The following is a 25,775-nucleotide window of genomic DNA, read 5'->3' on the forward strand; positions in this document are numbered from 1 at the left end:
GTGGCGTTCTTGCCGGCGGCGAGGTCGGTGTCGGCTAGTTGGGCGTGTTGGCGGCGTTGGCGGCGTGGGCGGCGTGGGCGGGTGGCGGGGCGATGAGGACTCCGGCGAGTAACGCAAGGGCGGCAAGCAGTGCTCTCATGGGGGTGGCCCTTCGGGTCAGGCGGATGGCCGAACCATAAGATGTCGAGCAGATAGCCGCAATATTTCGACGATATTGCGCAAGGAAATAACTGTCACTGAGCAAGTGATCGACGACTTGTCCCAGGTCGGCGCAGGTGGCCACCCCTTCGGCCGGTCCTGACTGAGCGCAAGGGATGACGTCGGATGTGCGCAAACGGCCGCAAGACTTGCGTTCGGCCATGGTCCGATCTTGCGCGCGGTCTCGTGACCCGTTCCGTACGGTGGAGGCATGTTCTTCGAACCGCCACCCGCGCGGGAAGACGACTCCCCCGCGCCGAGGCCCGGCTTACCCGTCTGGTACGCCCCGCCCGCCGACCAGGCCGGCAGGGTGACGCTGCTCGGCGTGGTGCTGGCCCGCACCCCCAACGCCGTCATCACCCTGTCGGCGATCACGGCGTTCTCCACGGGTTGCCTGCTGAACGTGGAGGTCGCCACGCGGCGGCACACGCTGTCGGCCGACGACTACCAGGCCCTCCAGATGTCGCTCTTCCCGATCATGGTGCCCGGGTTGACGTCCGGACGGCCGCTCCCTGAGGCCCTGCTGCGCTTCGGCGTGCGCTTCGCCGACGGGACCAAGGCCACCACCGTCGGGCAACGTTTCGAGCGGAGCCGGTTCACGCAGGAGGCGCCACCGGGGCCCTGCCTGTTCTGGCTGCCCGGCGGCATGTCGATGCGCAGCGGCGACGAGAACGCCGCCTCCGTCGTCCCGGTCGGGCTGTGGTTGTGGCCGCTGCCGCCCAAGGAGCACTTCGAGCTCGCCGTGGAGTGGCCGGCCGGCGGGGTCGAGCTGGGCTTCACCTCCCTGGACGGCTCGGCCGTCGCGGCCGCCGCCGAGCGGTCGGCCCCGTACTGGCCGCCGGAGTCCTGACGGCGCCTGCCTCACGGGCGTGTGGCGGGCGCCGGTGCTCTGACGGTGCCTGTCGCACCGGTGTGTGGCAGGGTGTCCCGATGCGGCGAAATCCCGGACCGGCGGTGGGCGAGCGAGGTCAGGAGTGAACCTGGGAGTCGTCGGGCAGGCGGCGGGCCTGTTCGCGGTCACCAATGTGGACGATCTGCTCATCCTGGCCCTGTTCTTCGCCCAGGGCGCCGGCCGCCGGGGCGCTGCGGCGCGGGTGGTCGCCGGCCAGTACCTGGGGTTCCTGGCCATCCTCGCCGTGGCTGCGGCGGCCGCCTTCGGCGCGACCTTCCTCCCCGAGCCGGTCCTGCCGTACCTGGGCCTGCTCCCGCTCGCGCTCGGGCTCAAGGCGGCCTGGCAGGCGTGGCGGAACCACCGCGACAGCGAGGAGGACGCGCCCGCGGGCGACCGCGCCGGCGGCCCGAAGGCGCTGGAGGTGGCCGCGGTCACCTTCGCCAACGGCGGCGACAACCTCGGCGTGTACGTGCCGGTGTTCGCCACCGCCGGCGTCGGCGCGATGAGCGTCTACGTGGCCGTCTTCCTGGCGCTGGTGGCCGTGTGGTGCGCGGCGGGCCGGTATTTCGCCACCCGCCCGGTCGTGGCCAGGGTGCTGGGCCGGTGGGGGCACCTGCTGCTGCCGTTCGTCCTGATCGGCATCGGCACGCTCATCCTCGTGGACGGCGGCGCCTTCGGCCTGTGAGCACCGCGGCCCCCGCCGTGAGGGGTCACCTCCCCCGGAGCCGCCGCAGGCCGATGTAGGCGATGACCAGCGCGACGACGAAGACCACGGGACCGATGACGGCCCAGGTGGTGACGCCGCTCATCACACTGCCGCCGACGATGCCGAGCCCTTGCAACGTCCACAGGATGCCGGTCGCGGCGAGCAGTAACCCGATCCCGATGATGATCCGTGCCTTCATGCCTTGCTCCCAGCTCGCCGATCACCCGTCCGGTGGTCGCTACCGGCCACTGGCACCGTCAGGTACAGCCTGCACCATCGCCCCGGCCCCCGTCCCGTATCCGGACGAACCGGACCACCGGCTCAGCTCAGCAGTGGGTCCTCTCCTTGGTGATGACGACCTTGTCCGGGTTGGAGTAGCCGACCTTCTTCTTGCCGCTGGTCCTGCCGTTGACCCCGACGCACTTCCAGAAGAAGTCGTGGTTCTCCTTGACGAACTTCAGCTCGATCCACCGCTTCTGGTTGCAGTGGTTGTTGAAGTACACGGTGGTGGAGACGTTGCCGTCGCCCCAGGAGACGTTGATCTTGTTCCCCCTGGGCGAGGTGCACGTGGCGGACTTGCGGTGCACGCTCAGCGTCCCCGCCTCGCGCGACGGGGCGGACGACGGGGCGGACGACAGGGCGGACGACGGGGCGGCGGCGTTCGCCGGGGTGGACGCGGTCAGCATCGCGAGGGCGGCGCCGGCTCCGGCCAGCGCGGGAACGAGCTTCGAGTACCTCATGATCCTCTTCCTGCCTCGGTGGATTCTCGGGTGCGGGCCCCGGATCGGCATCGCCGGCCACTCCCGTCGGACGGCGACACCGGGGCTCGTTCACCACGCTGACCGCCGCCGCCACCGGGCAGCAAGGGATCTTTGTCCGGAGCGCGTCCAGCGAACTCTGGACGAACTCCGGACATTTCAACCGCGCACGTCAGCGGGTCGCGGGCCGAGCGCGCCGCCCGGTCGTCATGACCCGCTCCTGGAGCGTCAGGCGCCCGGGACGTCTAGCGGTCGGTGCCCGCGGGGACCGGGGTGAAGTCGCGGTGGCCCACCACGTCGGAGGCGGCGGAGGCGAGGCGGTCGAGGTCGCCTGGGGTCAGCTCGACGCCGAGGGCGGCCACGTTCTCGTCGAGCCGCTCGCGCCGGCGGGTGCCCGGGATCGGCACGACCCCCTGGGCCAGCAGCCAGGCCAGGGCGAGCTGGGCGACGGTGATCCCCTTGGCGGCGGCGAGGGCCTCGATCCGGTCCACCAGGGCGCGGTTGGCGGCGAACGCGTCGGGCTGGAAGCGGGGCAGACCCCTGCGGGCGTCGTCGGGGGCCAGCTCGTCCAGCCTGCGCAGGCCGCCGGTGAGCACGCCGCGCCCGAGCGGGGAGAAGGCGACGAAGCCGATGCCGAGCTCGTCCATGACCGCCTTCTCGCCGTTGTGCAGCACGTCCGGCGAGAAGAGGGAGAACTCCGACTGCACGGCGGCGAGGGGGTGCACCGCGTGCGCCCGCCTGATGGTCGCCGCCGACGCCTCCGACAGCCCGATGTGGCGTACCTTGCCGGCCCGCACCAGCTCGGACATCGCCCCGACCGACTCCTCGATCGGCACGTCCGGGTCCACCCGGTGCAGGTAGTACAGGTCGATGACGTCGGTGCCGAGGTGGCGCAGCGACCGGTCGGCAGCGCGCCTGATGTAGGCGGGGGTGCCGTTGCGGCCGTGCACGGTGCCGTCGTCGTCGGTCTCCGCGGACGCCTTGGTGGCCAGGACGATCTCGTCGCGGCGGTCGCCGAGGGCGCGGGCGATCAGCTTCTCGTTCTCGAACGGCCCGTACGCCTCCGCCGTGTCGATGAAGGTGACGCCGGAGTCGACGGCGTGCCGCAGGGTCGCGATGGACTCCCGCTCGTCGGCGCCGCCGTAGAAGGCGCTCATGCCCATCGCGCCGAAGCCGAGCGCGGACACGGTCAGCCCGTCGCCGAGTGGGGTGGTTCTCATGATTTCTCCTGTTCAGTGACCGCCCGGTAGGCGGCGATCTTGGCGTCGATGGCGGCGAGATGGCGTTTGGTACGTTCCAGCCGTTCGACCACGCGCTCCCGGTGCCGGGACAGGAACGCCAGCCGTTCCGCCTCGGTCCCCTCGCGCCGGCTCAGCTCGGCGATCACGCGCATGTCGGCGATCGACATCCCCGTCTCGCGCAGCATGACCAGGCCGGCGATCCAGGCGAGGTCACCCGCGCGGTAGCGGCGCCGGCCGCCTGGGTCGCGCGGAGCGGGGTCGAGCAACAGGCCCTCGCGCTCGTAGTAGCGCAGCGCCTCGATACCGACGCCGGTCACCCGCGCGACCTCGCCGATCGAGAGCCCTTCTGGCGGGATCTCGACGTCGAGCTGGGGAAGCAGCAACTCGCTCATGTCCCCCATAGTGCGACCTGTAGCGCGCTACAGGTCAAATCGCCCCGCCGCCGGTCCGCACCCGCAGGCGACAGTCTCGGCGTTCCCGGCCCGCGCACGCGGAGGCGCGGTCGCGACCTTCCGGCCGCGACCGCGCCTGTGACCGCAGGTGCCTCCCGCACCTCGGTGGTGGCCACCCGCCCGGCCGCCAGTCCGTCCGGCCGGTGAGCGGGTGCCGGAGCGCCGTCACATCGGATGGCGTTTGAGGAACGTGTGCGCCGCCTCCCCCACGGCCAGCGGGTTCATGCTCTGCAGCCCGTGCGTGGCGTTCGGGATGCCGCAGCGCTCGGCCTGCGGGAGCCAGTCCATGAGGAAGCGCTGCGTCGCCCGGAAGCCGGGCATCGCGGACTCGCTGTCCAGGCCCATCACGGCGAGCACAGGCATGGCCGGCTTCCGCTCGACCAGCCGGTCGGCCTCGGAGGGCTTGAAGCCCCACTGGGAGATCGCCGGGAAGTCCACGGTGAACGTCGTGTCCACGCACTCCTCGACCCGGTCCCACACGTCGAGCGGGCCGGTCATCTCGACGGCCGGCAGGAAGCTGGGCCCGCACACCGCCTCCATGTAGAGCTGCGCCGCGCCGAGCTTGTCGCCCGTCTCATACACCTTCATGGCGTTCATGAAGGCGTCGACGTTGGCGGTGATCGCGTCGGGCTCCTCGCGCGGCAGGTACGGCTCCAGCAGGATCGCGCTGTGCGCCCGCTCGGGGTACGACAGCAGGAACTGGAAGGCGATCACCCCGCCGAAGGAGAAGGCCATGATGTGGGCCTTGTCGATGCCGAGGTGGTCGAGCAGTTCGCGGACGTGCTCGGCGCCGCCCTCGATGCTGAGGGCGTCCCCGTCCAGGGTGCTGCCGTTGTAGCCGGCCCGGTAGTAGCTGATGAGCTGGTAGTCGTCCAGCAGCGGCGGGTAGAACCGCATCGGCGTGATGAGGCTGTCGGCGATGCTGGTGCCGTGGATGCACAGCACGGGCTCGCCCTCGCCGAGCACCGCGTACCTGAGCTCGCCGCCGGTGACCTTGGCCCGGCGGTCGTGCTCGACGTTCCATTCGCGCCCGATGTACAACGCGTCTCGCATCATGTCGTGGGCTCCAATCCGACCAGAAGGCCGGTCTCGTCGAGGCTGGGGACGAGGTCGAAGACGAGGAATTCGAGGTAATGGCGGCCCCACAGCAGGTCCCAGAGCGGGAAGCGCTCGTTGAACTCCTCGCCGCGCTCGCGCGCCAGCCGCTCCTCCAGGTCCCAGATGAGCGTGTTGAACTCCTGGGCGGTGAACGGGTGGCCGGCTCCGGCCGCGGCGGCGATGACCTCGTCCTTGGGCTTGTCCTTGAGCCGTTCGCACAGTTCCGGCCGCTGCGCCAGGGCGCGCAGGAAGTCGATGACGTTCGTCTCGCTCACGACAGCTCCTCGCCGGTGTATCGGGCGGCCACGTGGTGGACCAGGTAGTCGAGGTACCGGGTGCCCCACATGTGCCGCCACAGGGTGGCGTCCCCGTCGAACGCCTCCCTGTCCTTCTCGATGATCACGCCCGCCTCCAGCCGGCCCACGACCCGGTCCGCGTCCGCCTCGGTGAAGTCGAAGCCCTCGTTGCGGGCGTGGAACAACATCCGGGACAGATCCATGGGCGAGTAGCGGGCCAGGAACTCGGGGCTCGACCCCGCGGTCTTGAGAAAGCGGACGAACTCCACCTCTGACACGGGACCTCCTAGCTGTCCAGCGCGTGCCTGATCACGTCGTCGACGGCCTTCACGTCCTGCTCGGACAGGCCGAAGGTGGCCAGGTGGCCGAAGATGCTGTCGATCTCGCGGAACGTGGCGCCGGGGATCGCCTCGGCGTACCGGCTGAGCTCGCCGGGCGGGAAGAGGGCGTCGCCGGTGAAGGCGGCGATCGTGGTGGCGGGCCGCACCCGGCCGAGCATGTCCTCCAGCGACTCGCCCGGCTTTCCCGGCCAGGCCGCGCGGGCCTTGCGGGCCTGGGCGAGCACGTCGTTCGGGTCCTGCGGGAGCCAGAAGTTCTCCCAGAAGCCGGCCACGAACGCGTCCACGCTGTCGAAGCCGAGGTTGCGCCAGACCTCGGCGCTGTCGTAGTAGAAGGTGCGGGGCGGGGCGGTGAGCGCGGACGCGTGCCCGACACGGGCCAGGCCGCCGCTCACGCTGGCCGCGTCGGCGTAGGTGCCGCCGGCGTAGTTGGGGTCGGAGGTGATGGGCTCCTCGACCACGGTCTTGAGCCAGAGCTTGGTCCAGGCGGGCGGGGTGGGGGCGCCGGCGATGGGGGCGATGGCGCGGACGCGGTCGCCGAAGCGCAGCGCCCACTCGTACACCTGGATGCCGCCGATCGACCAGCCGAGCACCAGCTTGACCTCGTGCACCCCGAACTCCTCCGCCAGGAGGCGCTGCTGGGCGATGACGTCGTCGGCGATGGAGACCTCGGGGAAGGGGCCGGGGGTGTTGCTCGGCGCCGACGACGGCGGCAGGCCGAAGTGCCCGGGCAGCACGATGAAGCAGGTACGGGGGTCGAGCGCGCGGTTCTCGCCGATCCACCCGTTGAGCACCTCGGGGGGCGCGCCGAGGAAGGTCGGGAAGACGACCACGTTGTCCTTGGCCGCGTTGAGCTCGCCGAAGGTCTGGTAGGCCAGTTTGGCGCCGGGAAGGGTGGCGCCCGAGGTGAGCTGGAAGTCGCCGAGCTCGAAGGTGTTCATGCGGGGGCTCCAAACGTCTTCACGTGTCGAATCGGAGGATGGTCTTGATGTTCCTGCCTGCTCTGAAGTCCTCGGCCGCCCGCTGGATGTCGGTGAAGGCGTACTCCTTGATCAGCGGCTGGACGGGGAGCCGGCCGCCGCGGATCAGGCGGGCGAGGAGCGGGATCAGGCGGTCGGGGTCGCTGTCGCCCTCGCAGACGCCGAGCACGCGGCGGCCGGGCAGCAGCCGGTGCACGTCCACGGAGACCTCCACCCCGTACGGGGGCGCGCCCACGACGGCGACGGCGCCGCGCGGCGCGAGCGCGTCGATGCCGGCCTTGAGCACGTCGGGGTTGCCGACGGCCTCGACGACGTAGTCGACGCCGGCTCCGCCGGTGGCCTCGCGCAGGGCGGCGGCCAGGTCGATGCCCGTCGAGTCGATCGTGCGGGTGGCGCCGATCTTGGCGGCCAGCTCCAGCTGGGAGGCCCGGCGCCCGACGGCGATGATCTCGTTGACGGGGGTGAGCGCGGCGCCCATGACGGCGGCCAGGCCGACGGCGCCCACGCCGATCACGGCGATCGAGGTGCCGGGCTCGGGGCGCAGCGTGTTCCAGACCGCGCCGGTGCCGGTCTGGACGCTGCAGGCCAGCGGGGCGAGCAGCTCGAACGGCACGTCGTCGGCGATCTTGACGACGCTGCGTTCGTCGGCGATGGAGTGGCGGGCGAAGGACGACTGGCCGAAGAAGCGCCCGCCGAGCGCGACCCCGTTCCTGCTGATCGGGGAGGTGCCGTCCGCGCGCTTGCCGCCGATGAGGTTCTGCGGGATCCAGGTGGTGCAGTACGCCGGGTGGCCGAGGCGGCAGGAGGCGCAGGAGCCGCAGGAGGTGAACGTGAGCACGACGTGGTCGCCGGGGGCGACCTTGGTCACGCCGGGCCCGACCTCCTCGACGACGCCGGCGCCCTCGTGGCCGAGCACGCCGGGCAGGGGGAAGGGGATGTGGCCCGCGGCCATGGTGAGGTCGGTGTGGCAGATGCCGGCCGCCTCCATGCGGACCAGGACCTCTCCCGGGCGGGGGGCGTCCAGCTCGACGTCCTGAAGCGTGAAGGGCGCGCCGGGCGATTCGACGACGGCGGCTTGGGTGGTGGTCACGGGGTCCTCCGATCGGCGAAGGCCAGGGGGTGGGCGGTGGTCACGGCGTGCGCCGACGGGCGGACGCGGGGGCGGTTGGACGGCCGGTGGTCACGGCGCGCCCCGGCCGGCGGGGGTGCCCTGAGGGCTGAGGCTGTAGGCGCTCGTGACGCGGAACCACTCGCCGGGGCCCCACTCCGCGCCGTGCCCGATCGCCGGGGGCGTGCCCACGACGCGGGTGACGTAGTAGTCGAGCAGGCCGGGGGCGCGGCGGGTCCAGATCGAGCCGAGCTCGTCGTGGTGCCGCTGACCGAAGTAGAGCCGGTCGGCGCTGCGGTCGCGCGAGCGGGCCAGGCCCAGCAGGTCGTATTCGAGCGGGCACTCGTCCACGCCCGGCAGGTCGAGCGGCGGGCAACCGCCGTGCGAGACGTCCTGCCACTCGCCGGCACGCCAGTTCCCGTCCCCGGATTTCGCCTCGTCGGCGGCGGCGACGAGTCCCGGGTCGAAAAGGCGCAGGCAGACTTTGACGCGGGAGAAATCGGCGTCGCGGGCGCCGGGGGTGACCAGGCTGGGCGGGCGCAGCTCGAACATTCCCATGATGATGAGTTCGAAGAGCCGGCCGGCGCAGCCGGGATCCTGGTAGGCGTTGAAATGAATGGCCCAGAAAGGACTGTGCAGCCAGAAGTCATCGATGCCGAATATTCCGGGGAACACTTCGGCGGCCTCCGGGCTGCGCCACCGGCCGGACAGTTCCTCGACCGTGAAGTCAGCGCTGATGTTCATCGGACCTCGCATATTCGATTCTTTTCCCGCGACCCCGGCCGGCGTCAAAACAATGGCTCGTACAATGGCAAGTCGGCCGGGGTGCGGCGATTCATGAGGGCAGCAGTTCCGGCGGCACGTGGGCGCGTACCTCGGCGGCGAGTTCGGCCACCCGCGCGCCCGCGGCGGCGACCACGGGATCGCCGCCCGCGCGGCCGGCCTCGTGGCAGCGTTCCACGAGGATGAGCATGCGCTCGTGCAGCAGCGCCCACGCGGGCTCGCGCCAGGGCACGAAGTTGCTCATCGCGTAGTACATCTCGTACGCGAACCCGGCCGTGCGCCCAGGATGCTCGGGCCCGGCGGGCAGCGCGGTCATGGCGTGGGCCAGGGGCCGCAGGACGTCCGCCATCATGCCGATGGACAGGCGGATGAGCAGGCCGAGCTGCTCCTCGCTCTCGTCGGTGTGGGTGAAGAAGCGGGTGAGCGCGTGCAGGACCAGCTCGTAGGCCACCGCCGCCGGCTCGGCGAGCCGCCGGGCCGCGGGGTCGGTGATCAGCGGCTGGGGCGCGGCGATGTCGAACGGCTGCCGCAGGTAACGCACCTGCGCGGGCCTGGCGGGCTCGAAGCCGGGGTCGCGGGCGCGCAGGTCGGCGTACTGCTCCCAGATGGCCAGGAAACGGCCGTAGTGGGCCTGCCGCCAGTCGCCGCGCGCGCCCTCGCCCTGCTCGATGATCAGGTCGATCGCGGCCTGTGCGGACTTCAGGTCCGTGACCGCGACGAGCTGCGGCCAGCGGAACAGTTCGGGCGTGGCCTGCGCGTGCGGGGAGCCGACGAACACCGCGCGCTCCCCCAGCCGGTCGCACAGGGCGCGCAGCCCCTGCTCCAGGCCCCGGTACAGATGCCCGATGGTCTGGTACTCCTGGCCGCGCGGCATGAGCTCGGCGGGGTCGAGGCCGGTGCGGGTGGGCGGGATCGGCCGGAACGACTCGGCGTCCTGCAGCTCCATGCCCTCGGGCCGCTCCAGGTAGAGGAAGTGGCGCAGTGCCTGCTCGCCGAAGGGCAGCAGGTCGAGCTGGATGCCGGCGGGGAAGTAGCCGGAGCGCTGCGGGAAGTTCGGCCGGCCGAGCGTGGGGGCGGCGCCGATGGCGGCGAGCAGGTTGGTGACCAGCGCCAGGTGCAGCATCTCCTCCACCGCGATGGAGCGCAGCACCCGGCCCCATCCGGCGACGGCCTCGGCCTGCTCGGGGGTGAGCCCCTCCTCCGTCCCGCTCTTCAGGCTGGCCTCGGCGAAGAGGTACTGGCACAGGATCATGTGTTCCAGCTGGGAGGCCTCGTTCAGCAGCCACCACAGGTGTTCCCGGTTGGCGACCACGATCGGGGGCTCGGTGGGGGGCCCGTCAAAGGGCTGAGGCATGCGCGGATCCTCCTCAGTCGTGCTGGAGCACGGCGCGGTAGCGCACCTGGCCGGCCTCGACGCGCTTCAGCACCTCGTTGATCTCGCCGAACGGGTACCGCTCGACCCGCGGCGTGACCTTGCCCGCCGCCATCAGGTTGAGCACCTCGACCAGGTCGGCCCTGTCGTTGTGCGTGCTGCCCTTGATCGAGCACTGCTTGAACAGCAGCGTCATCATGTCGTCGATGCGCAGCGGGCCGGTGACGCCCATGGTGACCAGGCGTCCGCCGTAACGCAGGCCGGACAGCACGCGGGCGACGAGGTCGGCGGAGGTGGTGGTGGCCAGGATGACGTCGGCGCCGCCGGCGTCGGTCAGCGCCTGGCCGGGGTCGTCGGTCACCACGATGCCCTCGGCCGCGCCCAGCTCCTTGGCGTACTCGGCCTTGTCGGGCGAGGTGGTGAGCACCACCGTCTCCAGGCCGTTCGCGGCGGCGAGCTGCACCGCCATGTGCCCGAGCCCGCCGACGCCGAGCACGCAGACGCGCTCGCCCGGCTTGGGGTCGGCGTTGCGCAGGCCGCTCATGGAGGTGAAGCCGGCGCAGAAGGCCACGGCGGCGTCGGCGTAGTCGAGGCCGTCGGGCAGCAGCGTGCATCCGGACTCCCAGGCCAGCATCAGGTCGCTGTAGCCGCCGCCGAGGTCCATCCAGGTCTGCGTGTGCGCGCAGGCGACGGGATGCCAGCTCTGGCAGTGCACGCAGCGCCCTTCGCCGCGCTGCATCCACGCGACGCCGACCCGGTCGCCCACCTTGAGCGTGGTGACGCCGGGGCCGAGCGCGACGACCTCGCCGACCGGTTCGTGCCCCGGCACGATCGGCAGTTGGACGGGCCAGTGGCCGCGGTGGACCAGGACGTCGCTGAAGCACATCCCGCATGCCTGGATGCGTACGACGACCTGGGCGGGGCCAGGGGCCGGGTCGGGGAGGTCCTGGAACTCCCACGGTGCGTTGAGTCGGGTGATCACCGCTGCGCGCACGGTCTCCTCCTTCGCGCGGACAGATCAGGAGGCCACGATAAAGAGCTCGCCCGCGTTCCCGGCACCCCGACTTAACGCAGCCGGTGCGTGAATTCGGTGCCCGCCGGTCAGGGTGGTTCCGGTGGCGTGCGGACCTGACGAAATCCCGTCCGAAATGGTTCGCGGGCGGACCGAGAATGGTACGAATGGGGTCACTGGTCGCGTCGGTCGTTTCTGCGGGGATTTCATGCTTGTCGGTATCGCGCTGGCCGGCGGCCGAGGCGTGCGCGCCCGGCCGCTCACTCTTGAGGGACCCGGGCACATTCGGAGCAAGGCGGCCGTCTCCTTTCTCGGCCGGCCGCTCATCGAATGGCTCGTGATGGCATTTCGGGCCCAGGGGATAACGAGCTTCCACCTGGCCGCCAATGGCCGGGAGAATCGTTACCAGGTCAAGGAGGCGGTGGGTTACGGCGAGCGTTTCGGCGTGTCCGTACGCTATTCGCGCCCCCGCTCAGACCGGCTCAACACCGGCTCGGGACAGGCCACCCTGGCCATCCTGGACGAGCACGACCTGCGCGGCCACGCCGTGGTGTTCCCCACCGACTCGCTGTTCGAGCTGGACCTCGCGGCGCTGGCGCGCGAGCACGTGGCGAGCGGCGCCGTCGTCACGGTCGGCACGGTGTACCGGACGGCGGAGCAGGTGGCCGGCACCTACGGCACCCTGATCGCCGACGAGTCGGGCCGGATCGAGCGGTTCGTGGAGAAGCCGGGGATCGAGACCGTGGCGTCGATGTTCGCCGACCTGTCCCGGGTGCCGATCAACTCCGGCCTGTACGTGATCGACTGCGCGCGGCTGCGCGGCCTCGGCGCGACGGCGGAGCTGGCGGCGCTGGCCCGGCACGGCCTCGACTGGGGCGGTGACCTGCTGCCCTGGCTGGTCGCGCACGGCGAGCTCGTCCGGTGCGTGCCGATCGCCAAGGCGGGCGACCTGGGCAATCCGCGCGACTACCTGCTCACCATGGCCGAGGCGATGGCCGGGGGCCATCCCAGCCTCGAACTGCCCCGCGCGCCGGTCATCCACCCGTCCTCGCTGGCGCGGCGCGACGAGGTCAGCGGGCTGACGCTGGCGGAGAAGCTGGCCGGCGGGCTCGTGCACATCGGGCCCGGCGCGTGGATCGGCAGGGATGTGGAGATCGGGCCTGGGGTCGTGCTGCGCGACTCGTACGTCGGCGACGAGGCCGACCTGCACTCCTGGTGCCGCCTGGAGCGGGTGGCCTGCCTGGACGGCGCGATCATCGGCCCCGGCGCCAGGCTGAGCGACACCCACGTGGGCCTGATGGGGCGGGTGGAGTCGTCGCTGCGGCGGCCCACCGTCATCGACGGCTTCAGCGCGCTCGGTCACGAGGCGCGGGTCATGGAGGGAGCCCGGTTGAGCGGGGTCATCGCGCTCCCGGGCGAGATCGTGGCGGCGGCGCTGCTTCAGCCGCCCACCGCACCCGGCTCGTCGGCCTCGTCGGGCTCCTCGACCTCGTCGGGCTCGTCCAGCCGGTCGTAGCGCAGGCGGGTCTCGATCGCGTACGCGTGCGGCGCGTACGCGGTGCGCAGGCCCTGGAAGACCGTCCACGCCTCCTGCGGGTCGCGCTCGGTGGGCAGGCCCGCCTCCATCGCCACCCGCAGCGTGTCGGAGAAGTTGCGTTCCTCGCGTCCCTGGAGGCTGACCACGATGGGCGGCAGCCTGATGCACAGCCCGTCGGCCAGCCGGCGCACGCAGCGGGTGCCCGTCGCCAGCAGGGCGCGGGTGTGCGCGGGCGCCCAGTTCGGCGCGATGGCCTCGGTGAGCGCGGCCACGTCGAGCACGATGACGGCGGCCTTGAGCCAGTCGAGGTCGCCGGCGGGCCGGCGGAAGGTGAGCGCGGGATGGGCCAGGTGCGAGCTCTCCACCTCGGTCATCCAGCCCGTCCATTCGGCGAACAGGGAGTCGAGGTGGTCGCGCGAGCCGGTCCTGAGGTAGACGGCGAGCAGGTTGTCGGCGTCCCTGGGGTTGCAGACGCTGCCGCCGAGCCTGGCGACCAGCCGCTCGCGCCGGCCGTAGGCGTGCATGAAACGGACGAGGTAGGCGGTGATCGCCGCGAGCATCAGCAGCCGGAAGGTCCATTCGGCCTCGCGCAGCGGCGTGCCGGCCAGCAGGGCGAATCCGGCGTGCGCGACGCCGAGCCAGATGGCGGCCACGGCGAAGACGGCCAGCGGCCCGCACAGGTCGAGCAGCGGCTCCCGGGTGGCCGGCGGGAAGCGTCCGGAGATCGCGAGAAGGGGCGAGGCGACACCGCGCAGGGTGACGCGGACGAGCCGGGTGGGTCTGCCCCGGGGCGTGAACACGGTCAGCACCACGCTCAGCCAGACGGCTGCCAGAAGCGCGACGCCGGCTGAGGCTGTCAAGACGGCTGTCACCATGTGATGTATCCTCCAGCCCCTGACAAACCCACCCAAGAATCAGTTAATACTGGTAGTCGGAATACCACTTAGCGCGGCATTTCGATATTGGGCAGCATTTTTCGCGATATATGGTTTTCGGCCCGTTCTTACTGTCAGGCGTCCGCCGAAGCGCGCAGCCGGGTGGCGAGGTCGAGCAGGGTGTCCGGGCCCAGCAGGTCGCGCAGGGGGACGTCCACGCCCAGGTCGCGCCTCATCCGCTCCTTGAACCTGGTGGCGAGCACGGAGTCGAGGCCGAGCAGGGTGAGCGGCACGTCGATGCCGATCTCGTGCCCGGGCAGCGACAACACCTGAGCCGCCAGCTCGGCCACCCGACCGGCCACCTCGCTCTCCGAGAGCGCCGACAGGTCAGGCTTCGCCCCGGCCCCGGCCCCGGCACCGGCACCGGCACCGGCGCCGGTCCCGAGGCCGATGCCGACACCTGCGCTGATGGCGGTGGCGGTGGCGGTGGCGGTGGGTGCCGCCGCTCTGGGGCCGTCGGGCCAGAAGCGGCGGTGCTGCCACGGGTAGGCGGGCAGCGGTACGGAGGCGCCGGGCTGGACGCGGTCCCAGCGCGGCCGGCAGCCCAGCTCGTACACGCGGGCGAGCGCCGCGGTCAGGGCGGCGCATTCGGGCTCGTCCCGGTGCAGCGACGTCACCACGTCGGCCCTGGCCCCCGTGGCCTCGATCTCCTCCTCCAGCGCGGAGCCCAGCACGGGATGCGGGCTCAGCTCGACGAACAGCGTGGGGCGATCGTCGGCGAGCGCGGCCCCGACGGCGTCGGCGAAGCGGACGGGCAGCCGCAGGTTCTGGAACCAGTAGGAGGCGTCGAGCTCCTCTCCCCCGACGACCCGGTCCCAGGCGCTGGAGTGCACGGGGACCGCGCACGGCCCTGGGCGGATGCCGGACAGCTCGCCGAGCAGCCGTTCCCGTACGGGCTCCACCTGGGGGGCGTGCGAGGCGTAGTCCACCTCCACCTGACGGCAGAACACGCCGCGGGCCCGCAGCGGCTCGACGATCCGCTCCAGCGCGGCGGGATCGCCGGACAGCACCGTGGAGTGCCTGCTGTTGACCACTCCCACGCACGCCTGGGCTACGTGCTCGCCGATGGCCGCGCGGGCCCGTTCCTCGCAGAGGCCGACCGCCCACATGGCGCCGGGGACGTCCAGCCCGCTCAGCACCCGGCTCCTCCTCGCGACGACGGCCGCGCCGTCGGCCACGCTCAGCGCGCCCGCGGTGACCGCGGCCGCGATCTCGCCCATGCTGTGGCCGATGAGCAGGTCGGGCTCGACGCCCCACTCGCGCCACACGGCGGCCAGGGCCACCTGCACGGCCCACAGGGCGGGCTGGATCCGGTCCACACGGGTCAGCGGCTCGCCGTGGAGCAGCGCGTCCGCGGGCGACCAGCCCAGCTCGGCCTCGACGGCCCGCGAGCATGCGCGCAGGTGCTCGGCGAAGGCGGGCTCGGTGGCCAGCAGCCGCCGCCCCATCCCCGCCCACTGCCCGCCCTGCCCGGGGAAGACGAAGACCACCTTGGGCGCGCCGGTGACACGGCGCACGTTCTCGCCGCCGCGCACGAACCCGCGCAGGGCCGCCGCCAGCGACCCGGCGTCCTCCCCCGTCACGGCGATCCGGTGATCGTGATGCGAACGCCGCGCCCCCGCGCTGAAGCACACATCCCCCGCATCTGGGGTGGAATCCAGCAGATCGGCGTAGGCGGTGGCCAGCTCGCGCAGTGCGTGCGGGTCGCGGGCCGACAGCGGGAGCACGCGGCTGGGGCGGGGCCGGGCCGCTTCGGCCGGGGCGGCCTGGGGTGCTTCCGACAGCACGAGGTGGATGTTGGTGCCCGACATCCCGAACGAGCTGACCCCGGCCACCGCCGGCGCCGCCCGGTCCGGCCAGTCCTGCGTGCGCAGGGCCAGTTCGACGGCCGTGCCGGGGTCGAGCAGGACCGCGTGCGGCTCCTCGACGTGCAGCGTCGCGGGCACGGTCCGGTGCCGCACGGCCAGGGCCGTCTTGAGCAGACCGGCCAGCCCGGCCGCGAACTCGGTGTGCCCGATGTTGGACTTGACCGAGCCGACCAGGCAGCGCGTGCCGTCCTTGCGCCCCTCTCCCATGATCGCGTCGAGCGCGGCCAGCTCGGTGCTGTCGCCGGTGTGGGTGCCGGGCCCGTGCGCCTCGACGTAGTCGACGTCGGCCGGCGCGACCCCCGCGTCGCGGTAGGCGGCGCGCAGCATCTGCTTGTGCCCTTCGAACCCGGGCGCGACGAGCGAGGGCCCGGTGCGGCCGTCGTGCGTGACGGCGCCGCCCAGGATCACCGCGTACGGCCGGTCGCCGTCGGCCAGCGCGCGGGACAGCGGCTTGAGGATCATGGACACGACGCCTTCGCTGCGTACGTACCCGTCGCCGGACACGTCGCCGAACCGGCACTTGCCCGAGCCGGAGATCACCCCGGCGTCGCCGAGCGAGAAGTACAGGTCGGGGACGAGCTGCAGGTTGGAGCCGCCCACGATGGCCATCCCGACCTCGCCCGACCACAGCGCCCGGCAGGCCACGTGCACCGCGAGCAGGGAGGTCGCGCACGCGGCGTCCAGCCCCATGCTGGGCCCGCGCAGGTCGAGCAGGGTGGACACGCGGCCGGGGAAGATCCCGGCGACGGCCGCGCCGAGCGCCGCGTGCATGTCGTACATGCCGGAGCGGCGCAGCAGGTCCCAGTAGCCGGACGGCTGCAGGCTGGCGTAGACCCCGGTGTCGCTGCCCGCCAGGCTCTCGGCCGGGATCCCGGCGTCGTCCAGGGCCTCCCAGATGACTTCGAGCAGGACGCGCTGCTGCGGGTCGAGCCGGAGCGCCTCGAACGGCGTGACGCCGAAGAAGCGCGCGTCGAACCCGGCGACGTCGTCGAGGTATCCGCCCGCGCCGCTGAGCACGTCGCGGCGCCGCCTGGCGGCGTCGTACTCGACGTCGAACCGGTCCTGGGGGATCGTGCCGAGCACGTCCCTGCCCTCGCTGACGATCCGCCAGAGCTCACCGGGAGTTCGCGCACCGGGTAACCGGCATCCGGCGCCGACGATGGCGATGGGATCTCGCCCATGTTTGACGTTCATGCGCCCATTCCCATCTGCGCGCGAGAGCATCGGAGAAATACCGGCGGCACCCCCGCGCACCCCTGTTGGTCGGGTGTTCACGACATCACCTAAGGTCGGAGCGAGCACCCTTTTTGTCAATTATGAAATAACGCAATGCCGGGTCCTGGACCCGGTTATTCACGTGCCGTTCACAGCGGGCAATGCACGACGAGCCCCACGAGCGGGTCGTCCGGGGTGATCATCAGGGCCATGCGCAGGGTCTGCTCGCCCAGGCGGGGGTGGCGGAAGCGCCGGGTGAGGCTGCGGTGCTCCTGCACGTCGTGCTTGCGCCACAGGCCGGCGAACAGGGGGCTGAGCCGGGCGAATTCGGCGATCTTCTGGGTGACCCGCTCGTCGTGCGGCCATTTGGCCAGCTCGGAGCGCCATCGGGCGATGATGTCGCGGGTGTCGCTCTCCCAGTCGGGCAGGCGTTCCTTGGCCAGCGGGGAGCACAACATCCAGTGCAGCATGTTGCGGTGGCCGGGCGGCAGGCGGGACCAGTCGTCGTACCACTCGGCCGCGGCCTCGTTCCAGGCGAGCAGGTCGCAGTAGATGTCGGTGGCGTAGACGGGATATTCGCTGTGGCCCATCAGCTCGACGACCAGGTCCATCACCCCGCCGGTCCAGCCCTGACCGGCGAGCGGCTGCGGGTTGGCGACCTGGCCGTGGACCAGGGTGTGCATGTAGCGGCGCTCGTCCTCGGTGAGGTCGAGCACCCGCGCCAGGCTGTCGAGCACCTGGACCGAGGGCTTGATGTCCCTGCCCTGCTCGAGGTAGGTGTACCAGGTCGGGCTGAGGCCGGCCAGCACGGCGACCTCCTCCCTGCGCAGCCCCTTCGTCCGGCGCGACGTGCCCGCCGGCAGCCCCACCTGCTCAGGCATGACCCGGGCGCGCCGGCTCTTCAGGAATCGGGCGAGCTCCTGCCGGCTCCAGACGTCCCCTGACACGTAACCCCCGTACGACCCCCTGGGCATCACTGATCGAGTCCGTCCCAGAGTCTAGGAGCCGTACGGGCGATTTGTCACCGTCGCCGCATTTGTCATTCGGGCACGATCTGACTTGATTCGGAAAACGTGAATTCGGCGTGCCTTAACCGCATATTGACATCATCTCCGCGTGACGACGGCATTTCGTCCGCCGCCCGTTCGCGGGCACGATGATTCGGTCGCGATTCCGGGCCGGGCAGTCAAGGCCCCATGACCGGACGTTCACCAGACGTTCCGCGAATGTCCGGTCAGATCGGCCGGTCCGGTCACAGGGGCGTCCTGCGCAGCGCCAGCGTGGTGATGTCGTCGGACTGCTCGGCCGTCCCCACGAAGTGCCGTACGGCGCTGTCCACCGCCTCCAGCAGATCTCCCGCGCCCGTACCCGGCCTGGCCAGCACCTCCTGCAACCGGGCGGTGCCGTACAGGCCGTGGTCGGCGTTCCTGGCCTCGACCACGCCGTCGGTGTAGGTGAAGAGCGCGTCGCCGGGCGCGAGCCGCACGTGCCCCAGCGTGTACGAGCTGTCCGGCAGGATCCCCACGGCCGGCCCCGTCGGCGGGAGCAGGCTCTGCCGCCCGTCGGCGCGGACCATGACGGGCGGATTGTGCCCGCCGTTGATGTAGACCAGGTCCCCCGTCCACGGGTCGAGCACGCCGAAGAACATCGTGGCGAAGTAACCCTGCTTCAGATGGTTGCGGGCCATGTACCGGTTGGTCCCGACCACCGCCTGCACCAGCGGCCCCGCGCCCAGCGACAGCAGCGGCAGCGGCGTCTCGTACGAGGCGCCGCCGACGACGGCACCGAGGTCGTCGCCGGAGAGCTGGACCAGCCCCGTGTGCTCGGCGGTGTGCCGCAGCAGGGTCCTGATCAGCGCCATGAACAGCGCCGCGCCCACACCCTTGTCGCACACGTCGGCCACCACGAACGCCAGCCGGCGCCCGTTGACCAGGGTGAACACGTCGTAGAAGTCGCCGGCCACCTGCCTGGCGGGCCGGAAGCTGGCCGCGATCTCCCAGCCGTCCAGCTCCGGCATCGACTCGGGCAGGAACCCGGCCTGGATCTCGCGGGCGATGCTCAGCTCGCGCTCGTACTCACGCAGGCTGGCCAGCGCGGCCATCTCCTCCACGGTGCTGCTGAGCTGCCAGCGCTCGAAGCAGGAGTTGACCCGGCTGCGCAGCAGGCTGGGCAGGAACGGCCGGGTGACGTAGTCGAACCCGCCGCGCACGCACTCCTCCAGCGCCCCGATGTCGTCGTCGGGGAAGGCCACCACGGTGGGCGTGCGCCCGTCCACCACGAAGCGCTGGCACAGCAGCGCCACCCGCTGCAGCCCGAGCGCGGCCGAGACGAGCAGCAGGTCGGGGTTGGGCCGGTTCAGCATCAGGTCGTCGGGCACGGCGTGCTCGACCTCGAAGCCCTCCAGGCGCAGCGCCCCGTCGAGCTCCAGCACGGCGGTGGAGCCGGTGTTGCCCGGCTCAGCGACGACCAGGGCCGTCGGCATCGGTTCCTCCTCGCAGTCGCATGATCAACGTGTTGCGGTTGCGGCCGCCGGCGAACTCGTAGTGGAACTCATCGACCTTGCCCATGGCCAGGAGCAGGCCGTAGCCGCCTTCGTCGCGCTGGTGCGGCGGCACGGAAAGGCGCGGCTCCGGGTCGTAGCCTCCGGGGTCGAACGGCGGCGCGTCGTCCTCGATACGGACCCGCACCTCGTCCTGGTCGACCTCGCCCGCGATGTCCACCACGCCCGCCGCTCCCCGGTAGCCGTGCTGGACGATGTTCGTGGTGATCTCGTCGGTGGCCAGCCGCAGCCAGTAGGTCTGGCGGGGATCGAGCCCCGCCTCTCCCGCCAGCACCTCCACGAAGTCGGCCACCACACCCGCCATGGACGCGTGCTGGCCGTCAATCCTGAGCCGGCAGGCGAGCATCACCGCATCATGATGCTGCGGTCGAAGCCGGTGAGCCGGATGGTCTCGGCGACCTCCGGCTGCGTGCCCACCAGGGTGATCTCCGAGCCGCGCGGCAACTTCTGGTGCGCGAACACCAGGCAGCGCACGCCCGCGGACGACATGTACGTCAGCTCGTCGAGGAGCAGGACCAGCTTGGCCACCTGGCGGCCCACGGCCTGGCTGACCAGGTCGTTGAGCTCGGGCGCCGAGCGGCCGTCCAGTTCGCCGGCCAGCCGGATCGTGGCGGTGTCGCCTTCCACGTTCATGTTGATCTTGAAACTCATGACGGTTCCTCTTCCTCCAACTAGTGCGTGACCAGGATCGCGACGCTTCTGGGGCCGATCACGAACCGCGTCTGGTCGGCCAGGGGCGGCTCCTGCCCCGGCTCGTGGGCGTCGTCGGGCGGCGCGGCGGCGGTGTCGGCGAACAGGTGCCAGGTCAGGCCGCGCGGCGGCGCCGGCAGTTCGAGGGCGTGCGCCTCCCAGTGGGAGTTGGCGGCCACGTACACGCAGTCGTCGCCACCGCCGTCGAACATGGCGACCAGCACCCGGCAGTGCGCCGACCAGTCCGGCGACCACGCGCGCACGCCGTGCCAGTGCACCGAGCCCGGCGAGCCGCCCCGCAGCACCGGATGGGCGCGCCGGAAGGCGATGGCGCGCCGGGTGAAGCGGAACAGGTCGGCGTTCTCCTCACGCAGCCCCCAGTCGAGCCACGTCAGCGGCCCGTCGTGGCAGTAGGCGTTGTTGTTGCCGAGCTGCGTGCGGCCGATCTCGTCGCCGGCCAGCAGCATCGGCACTCCCCTGCTGGCCAGCAGGATCAGCAGCGCGTTGCGGGTCAGGCGGGCGCGGGTGGCCAGCACGGCCGGGTCGTCGCTCTCGCCCTCGTGCCCGCAGTTCCACGAGTGGTTGGCGTCGTCGCCGTCCCTGTTGCCCTCGCCGTTGGCGTCGTTGTGCTTGTGGTCGTAGGAGACCAGGTCACGCAGGGTGAAGCCGTCGTGCGAGGTGACGAAGTTGACCGTGGCCGCGGTCCCCCTGCGGCTGTAGAGGTCGGGCGAGCCGACCATCCGGGTGGCCAGCTCGCCGGTGACGCCGAGGTCGCCCTTGATGTACTTGCGTATGGTGTCGCGGTAGCGGCCGTTCCACTCCGACCACCTGCTGTAGTCGGGGAAGCTGCCCACCTGGTAGAGCCCGGCGGCGTCCCACGCCTCGGCGATCAGCTTGCAGTCGCGCAGGATCGGGTCGTAGGCCAGCGACTCCAGCAGCGGCGGGTTGTGCAGCAGCTCACCGTCGGGGCCGCGGCCGAGGATCGCGGCCAGGTCGAACCTGAACCCGTCCACGTGGAACTCGCTGGCCCAGTAGCGCAGGCAGTCGAGCACGAACCCGCGGACGACCGGATGGTTGCAGTTGAGCGTGTTTCCGGTGCCGCTGAAGTTGTAGTAGTGCCGGTCGGGCGTGAGCATGTAGTACGTGACGTTGTCCAGGCCCTTGAAGCTGATCGAAGGACCGCGTTCGTCGCCCTCGGCGGTGTGGTTGAACACCACGTCGAGCAGCACCTCGATGCCGGCCCTGTGCAGCTCCTTCACCAGGTGCTTGAACTCGTCCACCTGCATGTGCTCGCGCCCGGTCATCGCGTACGACGCCTTCGGGGCGAAGAACCCGATCGGGCTGTAACCCCAGTAGTTCACGCCGGTGAAGATGTTGTCGCTCTCGTCGAACTCGAAGACCGGCATCAGCTCCACGCAGTTGACCCCCAGCTCCCGCAGGTAGGGGATCTTCTCCACGAGCCCGGCGTAGGTGCCCGGCGCCGACACCCCCGAGGAGGGATGCCGGGTGAAGCCGCGCACGTGCAGCTCGTAGATCACCAGGTCCTCGTGCGGCAGGCGCGGCGGGCGGTCGTCCTCCCAGTCGAAGTCGTCGAGGGCGACGCGGGAGCGGTGCCGGTGGGATCCCGCGCCGGTCAGCATCCGCGCGTACGGGTCGCTGAGCACCTTCGTGGCGTCGAACCTGTGGCCGAGCCAGGGCTGGTGCGGGCCGTCCACGCGGTAGCCGTACTCGAGGTTCTCCACGTCGAGGTCGAAGACGGTCATCGCGTAGACGCTCCCCACCCGGAACGTCTCGGGGAAGGGCAGCTCGGCCATGGGCTCGGCCTCGCCCGAGCGGTACAGCACGAGCGTCACGGAGGTGGCGTGGTTGGAGAAGACGGAGAAGTTGACGCCTCCGGGCACCAGCGTGGCGCCGAACGGCAGCGACCGCCCCGCGCGGACGGGAAACCCGGAGATCCGCTGCGTGGGGTAGGCGTCGATCGGCTCCAGGGTCGTCATACCGTCAACGCCTCCACACCCTCGTCGACGGACTCCACCACGGTGAAGAAGCCGAGGAAGCCCGTCGCGTCCATGATCGCGCGCACGTCGGGGGTGAGCCCGGTGAGCGCGAGACGCAGCGAGCCGCTCTGCGCGTGCCGGTAGATCAGCAGCAGCACCCGCAGGCCCGCGCTGGACATGTAGACCGTGCCGCTCAGGTCGAGCACGACCTGGCCCTCGCCGGGCAGCAGCGCCCGCAGGTCCTGCTGGACGCGCGGCGCGGTCTCGCTGTCGAGGCGGCCGTCCAGGGTGACGACCGTGACCCCGTTCCTGATCTGGTGCCGCAGTTGCATGCTCATGTCAGTCCTCCACCGGCGCGAGATGCGCGCGCACCGTCACCGGTGCCGCGGAGTCGGGCAGTTTGACCGTCATCGCCGCCGCGTCGAACAGCTGGTACGGCGTGCCGTCCACCTCCACCCAGTCCAGCCGGACCCGGCCGGGCGGCAGCGCGTCGGGCGCCACCCGCAGGACCCGGTCGGTGAACCCGTCGGGCCGCGGGCGGAAGTGCAGCGTCAGCGGCTTCCTGTCCAGCAGCAGCCGCTGGTAGACGGTGGCCAGGAAGCACAGCTCGGCGGCGTGGCACATGCTCATCGAGTGGCTGCCCTTGAACCGCTCGGTGCCGAGCAGGTAGGGGTGGCCGTCGGCGAGCACGTTGAAGTAGACGCCGCCCTCGTCGTGGTCGAGGAAGAAGGCGTTGTAGAAGGCGGCCGACTCGCGGGCCCGGCGCCGGAACTCCTCCCCGCCGGCCGTCCCGGCCAGGATCTGGTAGGCGAGGATGGCCTGCTCCTGCTGCCACCAGGCCTTCCTGTCGTGCCAGACGAAGCGGTGGATGTGCTCGCCGGGGCCGAGCTTGCGTTCGACGACGTCGTACCAGCCGCCGCGCTGCGGGTCGCTGCCGAAGGGCGGCATCTTCTCGCCGATCTCGACGGCCAGCTCCCGGTAGCGGTCCTTGGGCCTGATGGACATCATCCGCATCAGGTTCCAGGCGATCTTGAGGTTGTGGCCGACGACCGCGCGGTCCTGCTGCCAGTGCCAGGCGGTGTCCGGCGTCCAGTCGGCGTGGAAGCGTTCCTGCACGTACGGGCTGTCCTTGCGCGGCATGTGCTCGGCGATCAGGTCGAACGTCTCCTCCAGCATGTCGGCGTGCCGCTCGTCGCCGGTGGCCAGCAGCAGGTTGATCAGGTACGCGGGCGCGTGGTCGCCGACGGAGTTCCAGTTCTTCCTGGACCGGTTGGGGCCCAGGGACTCGTGGTGCGGGCTGAGCAGGATCGGGTCGATGTGGGAGTAGTAGCCACCCAGTTCCGGATCGTGGAAGAAGCGCCGGAACAGGCGCAGGGTGCCGTCGATGTCGGACGCGATGCGCGGGTCGCCGGTCAGCCGGTAGAGCTGGGTGGGGCCGGCCAGGGCGTAGATCTGCTCGTACATCGGGATGGCGTCGTAGTCGTCGCCGAACTCGGAGGTGAACAGCTTGCGCTCGGCCCCGTCGCGCACCTCGACGCCGTGGTACCAGTAGACGACGTCCTCGTCGCGGTCCACGAAGCGCATGTGGTCGCGCAGGTAGGCGGCGCCCTGCTCGGCGACGTCCAGGAAGTCCTCCTCGCCGGTGAGCATGTACGCCGACGACATGCCGTAGACCATGCGGGAGATCGTGTCGGTCTCCTGCACGACCTGCTCGCCCTTGTCGCCGCCGAGCCGCAGCTGCGTCCGGTAGGCGGCGTAGTCGATCGGGCCGTCGCCGAACTGGGCCTTGCGGTAGAACCGGCCCAGCTCGCGGATCTGGCGCACCCACCAGTCGGGCTGTTCGAAGGTGTACTGTCCCGGCTGCTTGCCGAGGAAGGTCAGCGCCTTGGCCTCGACGGTATACGCGCCGCCCTCGGGATAGAAGATGCCGTGCGCGAACACGTAGCCGCCCGGGGTGAGCAGCTGGTCGAGGTGGCCCGAGGCGTCGAGATAGGGCTCGGACAGGTTGCGCAGGAACTGGGCGGACGTCGTGCCGGTGAGCCGGACCTTGACCGCGCGGCCGTCGTTGGTGCGCAGGCCGATCACGCCGTCCGCGAAGCTCGTCACGTATCCGGCCACCAGGTCGGAGAAGGTGAAGTCGGGCCGGTAGGCGCGCTCGGCGCTGGTGTCGGCGGCGACCAGGTCGATGATCATGCGGGCGAACTCGGCGCAGTGGCCGGCGGTGCGGCCGGTGACCAGGTCGCGGTCCACCACCACGTCCTGGTCGGTGTAGAGCGCGCCCATGTTGCGGGCGTCGCCGACCAGGTTGTTGTGGCAGGTGACGCGGCGGCCCTTGACCACCTCGGCGATGGGGGCCGCCAGCCACAGGCCGTGGCAGATGATGCCCTTGACGATGCGGCGGTCCGCGAAGGCCGCCTTGAGCAGGCGTACCGCGGGGGCGAGCTCGTGCACGTCCTCGGTGTAGCGCAACCGGTCCGACACCATGCCCGACGGCACGATCAGCACGTCGATGCCGGACAGATCGGCACGTTCCAGGTCCCCGGTCACGGTGAACGGCTCCTGGAACTCGTGCCCGTGGAAGGTGAGGGCGTCCTGGCCCCACAACCGGGTGAGGAACTCCACCCGCGCGCCCTCCTCGGTGAAGCGCCGCTCGTAGTAGTGCAACTCCTGCTCGACGAAGTCGCTCTCCATCAGGATCGCGACGGTGCGGCCCGCCAGTCGCTTCTCACTCACGGTGTCCCTCTCACGTCGTCATCAAATGCACCAGAAACGGCCCCGGCTCGGTCAGCATGCGCCCGACGGCGGACTCCACCTGGGCGGGTTTGCTCACCTTGACGCCGGGGACCCCGAGGCTCCTGGCCAGCCGGACGAAGTCGATCTCCGGGTGGGCCAGGTCGAAGCCTTCGGGGTGGGGATGCGAGGCGATGCCGCGCTCGCGCCAGTACTGCTCCAAGTTGTCGTCGAGAAGCTGGTAGCGGTGGTTGTCGCAGATCACGAACCGGGCGGCGACGCCGTACCTGGCGGCGCTCCACAGGGCCTGGATCGTGTACATGCTGCCGCCGTCGCCGGTGAAGCCCACCACCTCGCTGCCGGGGCGGGCCAGCTTGATCCCGATCGCGCCGGGCAGGCCGACCCCGAGCGAGCCGCCCCTGGTCTGGAAGTAGGAGCCGGGCCGGCGCGGGGGGAGGTGCCGCAGCAGGGCGGGCGAGGCGGTCAGCGCCTCATCGAAGAGCACCAGGTCCGCCGGGGCCCGCCGGGCCAGCTCGGCGGCGAACAGGTCCATCAGGCCCGCCCCGTACGGCTCCGCCGGTGCCCGCTCGGGCAGGGGGCGCGCCGGGCCGAGCCGGGCGGCCAGGGCCGCCAGGGTGGGCCTCGGGTCGGCCGCCAGGGCGATCTCGGCGGGGAAGTTCTTGGCGATCTCGTAGTCGTCGAGGTCGACGTGCACGATCCGGCACCCGTCCGCGAAGGGGCTGCGCAGCAGCGGGAACACCTCGGGGAAGAGGTAGGTGCCGACGACGAGCACCACGTCGGCCTGCGCCACGGCGGCGGCGCTGTGCTCGCCGAACATGTGGCCGAGGTCGCCCCGGTGCAGCGGGTGCGTGGTGTCGATGACCAGCTCGGAGCAGTTCACCGTCCACACCGGGGCGCCCAGCGCCTCGGCCACGGCGGCCAGCTCCGGCTGCGCGCCGGACACCGCGACGCCGTCGCCGGCCAGCACGACCGGGCGCCGGGCCGGGGC

The 25,775-nt window shown here is 71.3% G+C and carries 25 protein-coding genes; 3 read left to right on the forward strand and 22 right to left on the reverse strand.

The features are described 5' to 3' along the window. Positions 1-409 precede the first annotated feature (409 nt). Entirely contained in the window at positions 410-1,048 is a 639-nt protein-coding gene (locus tag ABFX54_RS48450; protein ID WP_346113914.1) for a hypothetical protein, read from the forward strand. A 124-nt stretch (positions 1,049-1,172) separates the two neighbouring features. Further along, a complete protein-coding gene (locus ABFX54_RS48455; RefSeq protein WP_346113915.1) occupies positions 1,173-1,775 on the forward strand; it encodes a cadmium resistance transporter in 603 nt (200 codons plus the stop codon). A 25-nt stretch (positions 1,776-1,800) separates the two neighbouring features. Here the strand turns inward: ABFX54_RS48455 and ABFX54_RS48460 are convergent, their stop codons facing one another. The 12 genes from ABFX54_RS48460 to ABFX54_RS48515 all read right to left on the reverse strand — a co-directional run bounded on the left by ABFX54_RS48460 (position 1,801) and on the right by ABFX54_RS48515 (position 11,216). Beyond that, positions 1,801-1,995 carry a hypothetical protein gene (locus ABFX54_RS48460; protein WP_346113916.1) on the reverse strand — a complete coding sequence of 65 codons (195 nt, stop codon included), beginning with the start codon at positions 1,993-1,995 and terminating at the stop codon, positions 1,801-1,803. Positions 1,996-2,122: 127 nt separating this feature from the next. Beyond that, positions 2,123-2,536 carry a hypothetical protein gene (locus ABFX54_RS48465; protein ID WP_346113918.1) on the reverse strand — a complete coding sequence of 138 codons (414 nt, stop codon included), beginning with the start codon at positions 2,534-2,536 and terminating at the stop codon, positions 2,123-2,125. A gap of 263 nt (positions 2,537-2,799) precedes the next feature. Then, entirely contained in the window at positions 2,800-3,774 is a 975-nt protein-coding gene (locus tag ABFX54_RS48470; protein ID WP_346113919.1) for an aldo/keto reductase, read from the reverse strand. Next, positions 3,771-4,187: a MerR family transcriptional regulator gene (locus ABFX54_RS48475; protein ID WP_346113920.1), complete on the reverse strand. Its 417-nt coding sequence runs from the start codon at positions 4,185-4,187 to the stop codon at positions 3,771-3,773. The genes ABFX54_RS48470 and ABFX54_RS48475 overlap by 4 nt, the downstream gene beginning before the upstream one ends. 225 nt (positions 4,188-4,412) lie before the next feature. Further along, positions 4,413-5,303 carry an alpha/beta fold hydrolase gene (locus ABFX54_RS48480; protein ID WP_346113921.1) on the reverse strand — a complete coding sequence of 297 codons (891 nt, stop codon included), beginning with the start codon at positions 5,301-5,303 and terminating at the stop codon, positions 4,413-4,415. After that, complete coding sequence (locus ABFX54_RS48485) at positions 5,300-5,620, reverse strand: Nif11-like leader peptide family natural product precursor (protein ID WP_346113922.1); 321 nt, start codon at positions 5,618-5,620, stop codon at positions 5,300-5,302. The genes ABFX54_RS48480 and ABFX54_RS48485 overlap by 4 nt, the downstream gene beginning before the upstream one ends. Continuing rightward, positions 5,617-5,919, reverse strand: a complete 303-nt coding sequence (locus tag ABFX54_RS48490) for a hypothetical protein (RefSeq protein ID WP_346113923.1) — start codon at positions 5,917-5,919, stop codon at positions 5,617-5,619. The genes ABFX54_RS48485 and ABFX54_RS48490 overlap by 4 nt, the downstream gene beginning before the upstream one ends. Before the next feature lie 8 nt (positions 5,920-5,927). Continuing rightward, positions 5,928-6,920: an alpha/beta fold hydrolase gene (locus ABFX54_RS48495; RefSeq protein ID WP_346113925.1), complete on the reverse strand. Its 993-nt coding sequence runs from the start codon at positions 6,918-6,920 to the stop codon at positions 5,928-5,930. A 19-nt stretch (positions 6,921-6,939) separates the two neighbouring features. Continuing rightward, a complete protein-coding gene (locus ABFX54_RS48500) occupies positions 6,940-8,049 on the reverse strand; it encodes an NAD(P)-dependent alcohol dehydrogenase (protein WP_346113926.1) in 1,110 nt (369 codons plus the stop codon). Positions 8,050-8,139: 90 nt separating this feature from the next. Further along, on the reverse strand, positions 8,140-8,811 hold the full coding sequence (locus tag ABFX54_RS48505) for a hypothetical protein (protein ID WP_346113927.1): 672 nt from the start codon (positions 8,809-8,811) through the stop codon (positions 8,140-8,142). Positions 8,812-8,902: 91 nt separating this feature from the next. Beyond that, a complete protein-coding gene (locus tag ABFX54_RS48510; RefSeq protein ID WP_346113929.1) occupies positions 8,903-10,204 on the reverse strand; it encodes a ferritin-like domain-containing protein in 1,302 nt (433 codons plus the stop codon). A gap of 13 nt (positions 10,205-10,217) precedes the next feature. Further along, positions 10,218-11,216 carry an alcohol dehydrogenase catalytic domain-containing protein gene (locus tag ABFX54_RS48515; protein WP_346113930.1) on the reverse strand — a complete coding sequence of 333 codons (999 nt, stop codon included), beginning with the start codon at positions 11,214-11,216 and terminating at the stop codon, positions 10,218-10,220. Positions 11,217-11,442: 226 nt separating this feature from the next. Between ABFX54_RS48515 and ABFX54_RS48520 the strand changes: the two genes are divergently transcribed. Next, positions 11,443-12,750: a nucleotidyltransferase family protein gene (locus tag ABFX54_RS48520; RefSeq protein WP_346113932.1), complete on the forward strand. Its 1,308-nt coding sequence runs from the start codon at positions 11,443-11,445 to the stop codon at positions 12,748-12,750. Here the strand turns inward: ABFX54_RS48520 and ABFX54_RS48525 are convergent. The 10 genes from ABFX54_RS48525 to ABFX54_RS48570 all read right to left on the reverse strand — a co-directional run. After that, positions 12,675-13,631 (reverse strand): hypothetical protein, encoded by a 957-nt coding sequence (locus tag ABFX54_RS48525; RefSeq protein ID WP_346113933.1) that lies wholly within the window; start codon positions 13,629-13,631, stop codon positions 12,675-12,677. The genes ABFX54_RS48520 and ABFX54_RS48525 overlap by 76 nt on opposite strands. 149 nt (positions 13,632-13,780) lie before the next feature. Beyond that, a complete protein-coding gene (locus ABFX54_RS48530) occupies positions 13,781-16,768 on the reverse strand; it encodes a type I polyketide synthase (RefSeq protein WP_346113934.1) in 2,988 nt (995 codons plus the stop codon). A gap of 170 nt (positions 16,769-16,938) precedes the next feature. Continuing rightward, positions 16,939-17,736, reverse strand: a complete 798-nt coding sequence (locus tag ABFX54_RS48535; RefSeq protein WP_346113935.1) for a helix-turn-helix transcriptional regulator — start codon at positions 17,734-17,736, stop codon at positions 16,939-16,941. A 305-nt stretch (positions 17,737-18,041) separates the two neighbouring features. Next, the gene (locus ABFX54_RS48540; RefSeq protein WP_346113936.1) at positions 18,042-19,271 is read right to left on the reverse strand and encodes a PP2C family protein-serine/threonine phosphatase; all 1,230 of its coding nucleotides are present in this window, start codon (positions 19,269-19,271) and stop codon (positions 18,042-18,044) included. Then, a complete protein-coding gene (locus tag ABFX54_RS48545) occupies positions 19,246-19,653 on the reverse strand; it encodes an ATP-binding protein (protein WP_346113937.1) in 408 nt (135 codons plus the stop codon). The genes ABFX54_RS48540 and ABFX54_RS48545 overlap by 26 nt, the downstream gene beginning before the upstream one ends. A 41-nt stretch (positions 19,654-19,694) precedes the next feature. Beyond that, positions 19,695-20,000, reverse strand: a complete 306-nt coding sequence (locus ABFX54_RS48550; protein ID WP_106249939.1) for an anti-sigma factor antagonist — start codon at positions 19,998-20,000, stop codon at positions 19,695-19,697. Between the two features lie 20 nt (positions 20,001-20,020). Further along, positions 20,021-22,036, reverse strand: a complete 2,016-nt coding sequence (locus tag ABFX54_RS48555) for a glycogen debranching protein (protein ID WP_346113938.1) — start codon at positions 22,034-22,036, stop codon at positions 20,021-20,023. Continuing rightward, on the reverse strand, positions 22,033-22,374 hold the full coding sequence (locus ABFX54_RS48560; protein WP_346113939.1) for an STAS domain-containing protein: 342 nt from the start codon (positions 22,372-22,374) through the stop codon (positions 22,033-22,035). The genes ABFX54_RS48555 and ABFX54_RS48560 overlap by 4 nt, the downstream gene beginning before the upstream one ends. A gap of 1 nt (position 22,375) precedes the next feature. Then, positions 22,376-24,769 (reverse strand): AGE family epimerase/isomerase, encoded by a 2,394-nt coding sequence (locus tag ABFX54_RS48565; RefSeq protein WP_346113940.1) that lies wholly within the window; start codon positions 24,767-24,769, stop codon positions 22,376-22,378. Between the two features lie 10 nt (positions 24,770-24,779). Beyond that, positions 24,780-25,775, reverse strand: a 996-nt coding sequence (locus ABFX54_RS48570; protein ID WP_346113941.1) for a thiamine pyrophosphate-dependent enzyme, incomplete at its 5' end; no start/stop codon positions are given.

The organism is Nonomuraea maheshkhaliensis (assembly GCF_039529435.1).
GTDB lineage: Bacteria > Actinomycetota > Actinomycetes > Streptosporangiales > Streptosporangiaceae > Nonomuraea > Nonomuraea maheshkhaliensis.

Coding starts and splice junctions, on each gene's coding strand:
- ABFX54_RS48450 (WP_346113914.1), top strand. CDS start 410: ATGTTCTTCGAACCGCCACCCGCGCGGGAAGACGACTCCCCCGCGCCG.
- ABFX54_RS48460 (WP_346113916.1), bottom strand. CDS start 1,995: ATGAAGGCACGGATCATCATCGGGATCGGGTTACTGCTCGCCGCGACC.
- ABFX54_RS48465 (WP_346113918.1), bottom strand. CDS start 2,536: ATGAGGTACTCGAAGCTCGTTCCCGCGCTGGCCGGAGCCGGCGCCGCC.
- ABFX54_RS48470 (WP_346113919.1), bottom strand. CDS start 3,774: ATGAGAACCACCCCACTCGGCGACGGGCTGACCGTGTCCGCGCTCGGC.
- ABFX54_RS48475 (WP_346113920.1), bottom strand. CDS start 4,187: ATGAGCGAGTTGCTGCTTCCCCAGCTCGACGTCGAGATCCCGCCAGAA.
- ABFX54_RS48480 (WP_346113921.1), bottom strand. CDS start 5,303: ATGATGCGAGACGCGTTGTACATCGGGCGCGAATGGAACGTCGAGCAC.
- ABFX54_RS48495 (WP_346113925.1), bottom strand. CDS start 6,920: ATGAACACCTTCGAGCTCGGCGACTTCCAGCTCACCTCGGGCGCCACC.
- ABFX54_RS48505 (WP_346113927.1), bottom strand. CDS start 8,811: ATGAACATCAGCGCTGACTTCACGGTCGAGGAACTGTCCGGCCGGTGG.
- ABFX54_RS48510 (WP_346113929.1), bottom strand. CDS start 10,204: ATGCCTCAGCCCTTTGACGGGCCCCCCACCGAGCCCCCGATCGTGGTC.
- ABFX54_RS48520 (WP_346113932.1), top strand. CDS start 11,443: ATGCTTGTCGGTATCGCGCTGGCCGGCGGCCGAGGCGTGCGCGCCCGG.
- ABFX54_RS48530 (WP_346113934.1), bottom strand. CDS start 16,768: ATGAACGTCAAACATGGGCGAGATCCCATCGCCATCGTCGGCGCCGGA.
- ABFX54_RS48540 (WP_346113936.1), bottom strand. CDS start 19,271: ATGCCGACGGCCCTGGTCGTCGCTGAGCCGGGCAACACCGGCTCCACC.
- ABFX54_RS48545 (WP_346113937.1), bottom strand. CDS start 19,653: ATGGCGGGTGTGGTGGCCGACTTCGTGGAGGTGCTGGCGGGAGAGGCG.
- ABFX54_RS48550 (WP_106249939.1), bottom strand. CDS start 20,000: ATGAGTTTCAAGATCAACATGAACGTGGAAGGCGACACCGCCACGATC.
- ABFX54_RS48555 (WP_346113938.1), bottom strand. CDS start 22,036: ATGACGACCCTGGAGCCGATCGACGCCTACCCCACGCAGCGGATCTCC.
- ABFX54_RS48560 (WP_346113939.1), bottom strand. CDS start 22,374: ATGAGCATGCAACTGCGGCACCAGATCAGGAACGGGGTCACGGTCGTC.